Below are 2,426 nucleotides of genomic sequence, written 5' to 3'. Positions count from 1 at the left end.
GGATGGGTCGACCGCGCAGCGAGGTGCCAGCTGTGCTGGTCCTTTTCCGCGCGGTCTCCCGCCGAACCGGATTTGATGGTTTCCCGATCGTCCGGCTCTCCAGTGAACTACTGCGTGAGTGGTGTGGCCGGGTGCCCGGTATGGATGTGGCCGTGGCAGGTGGTGCAGACCACAAGGGTTTTGCGCCGCCGGTTCGCCATGGCTGTAATCCATTGGGGCTGAAGCGGTCCGGGTATTCCGAGTTCTGCGAGTTTGCGGATGTGGTGGACTTCGACCTCGCCCACCGTGCCGCAGAGTTCGCAGGTGTCCGCCAGGAGCCGGGTGAGCAGCTCCTTGTGCGGGTAGTCGACCCGGATCGGCTGGTAGTCGATGACTTTCGCCGTTTTGTGCCGATGCAGTGGTATGCCACCGAACCGTGCGACCAGTGGTTGCCTGCCCTGTCGTTCGATGCGCGCTTCGAAGCAGGTGCGCGGCCCGTGTGGTGTCGTGATCTTGGCTTTGTGCTTGGCCGCCATCTTCGACATCGACGAGCGGTGCTTGGCCGCGAGGGTCTTGAGCATCGAGGTCTCCATGACCCAGCGCAATCGATGCAGCCGGTGAACATCCCCGGCGAGCAGGTAGTACTGGACAACGCCCCGGTAGATGGCCCCGAAGGTAGCGACGATGTTGTGGTCGCTGCCCTGGATCAGGGGCTTCTGCTTGGCGGGTTTGCCGCGGTGCAGGTAGGGGGCGGATTTGGCCTTGACCACGTCCTGGGGGACACGAAGGGCGACCTGACCGTTGACTCGTCGGTAACGGCCGGTCTTCTTCGTGTCGTTGTGCTGGACGGTGATCTCGTAGCCGAGGAATCGTGCCGCGCCTGTGCGGGCGTGGGTGATCAGCGTTTTCTCTTGGGACAGTTCCAGTTTGAGGTCTTCGCGTAAGAACTGCGCCAGCCGCTGCTTGATCTCCTCGGCCTCAGCCTTGGGTCCGGCGAACCCGAGCAGATGATCATCTGCGTACCTGCAGTAACGCAACCGCCGATATCCCGGATCGTTCGGATCGGCGCTGGGCAGGCTGGTCATCTGCTGCCGCAGGAGCCGAGCTTGAGCCCGGTTCCCGCGCCGGCGGGCTGTCGCCAGCTGCGTCTGCAGTTTCAGGTAGGCAGGGTTGCGGGCCCTGCGCTCACCTCGGGTGTATTCCGGTATCAGAGTTTTCTCGACGAACTGATCAAGTTCATGCAGGTAGATGGAAGACAAGATCGGCGAGGCAACCCCGCCCTGCGGAGCCCCCGACAAGGTAGCGCCCCACTTCCAGTCCTCCAGGTATCCGGCTGTCAGCATGTTGCGCACCAACCGCAGAAACCTGTTGTCGTGGATGCGATTCGACAGGATTTCGACCAAACGATCATGATCGAGCGAGCCGAAGCAGTCGGCGATGTCCGCCTCGATGAACCATGCGGTCCCGGCCCAGGTGTTGGCGATCTCCCGCAACGCGGTATGACAGCCCCGCCCCGGACGGAACCCATGAGACCGATCGGAGAATGTCGGCTCGTAGTAAGCCTCCAGCAGCAGGCGAACTACTTCCCCGACAAGCTTGTCCGACCAGGTCGGCAACCCCAGAGCGCGGGTTTTTCCGCTGTTCTTCTTCGGGATGTGCACTCGACGGACCGGGCGGAATCGGTAGCGCTCGTGACGCATCGCACCGATGATGCGATCGATCTTCGCCCGGGACATGCCGTCCACGGTTTCCGGTGTGACCCCGGGCGTCATCGCACCATGGTTGGCATAGATGCGCCCGTAGGCCAGCAGATACAACTGCGGGTTGAACAGTTGCCGATACAACTCCTCACACGGCAGTCCGCGCCTGCCGCGCTCACGCAGGACACCCAGCACCGTTGCGGCGCTCTGCATTTCGCATACCTCCCGAGCATCAAGTGTCCGATTCACCTGGCCCCCTTCGCCCTGCGGACGGCTTTCCCGTCCTCCCTGGCCGGGCGTGACTCCGGCGACTACTACGAGGCCTCCGTCGCCCTAGGACTCGCGTCCCGTAGGCGATCCCGCGTTCGTGCGTGTCGTACGTGCCAGCGTGACGTAGGCGCCCCATTCATCTCCTTGAATGTCCTCGCTGGACATCGCCTCGCACCCGGAGGTTTGCGTCGGCCACCATAGACTCCGACGCAGGGCACGACACCGGTTTCAGCGGTCGTTTCCGGCGGATGGGAACTTGCATCGACTGGAGATTGGGATTCAGGCAATCCAGCTTTCGCCCTATCACGCGGGTCCCTCCGGCACCCCGTCCCTGACCGCTGGACCCGGTCGCCGGATTCTCTGGCATGCTCTTGTCCCGTTAGCCTTTCGGCATCAGGTCAGCCATTCGACCCAAGAACCTCCCTCCAGTTCCTCCCGGCTGAGCCGGGAATACGACACGCCGCTTTCGCGGCGCAC

At 63.2% G+C, this 2,426-nt stretch carries 1 protein-coding gene; it reads right to left on the bottom strand.

Annotated features, from left to right (window positions below):
* Window positions 1-107: 107 nt before the first annotated feature.
* Entirely contained in the window at window positions 108-1,892 is a 1,785-nt protein-coding gene (locus tag NV1_RS41535; protein WP_174557535.1) for a reverse transcriptase/maturase family protein, read from the bottom strand.
* Between the last annotated feature and the right edge of the window lie 534 nt (window positions 1,893-2,426).

It is taken from the genome of Nocardia vaccinii NBRC 15922 (assembly GCF_001613305.1).
GTDB lineage: Bacteria > Actinomycetota > Actinomycetes > Mycobacteriales > Mycobacteriaceae > Nocardia > Nocardia vaccinii.
The sequence above is the reverse complement of the archived record's forward strand: the minus strand, read 5'-3'. Positions and strand labels throughout refer to the sequence as shown.

Coding starts and splice junctions, on each gene's coding strand:
- NV1_RS41535 (WP_174557535.1), bottom strand. CDS start 1,892: ATGCAGAGCGCCGCAACGGTGCTGGGTGTCCTGCGTGAGCGCGGCAGG.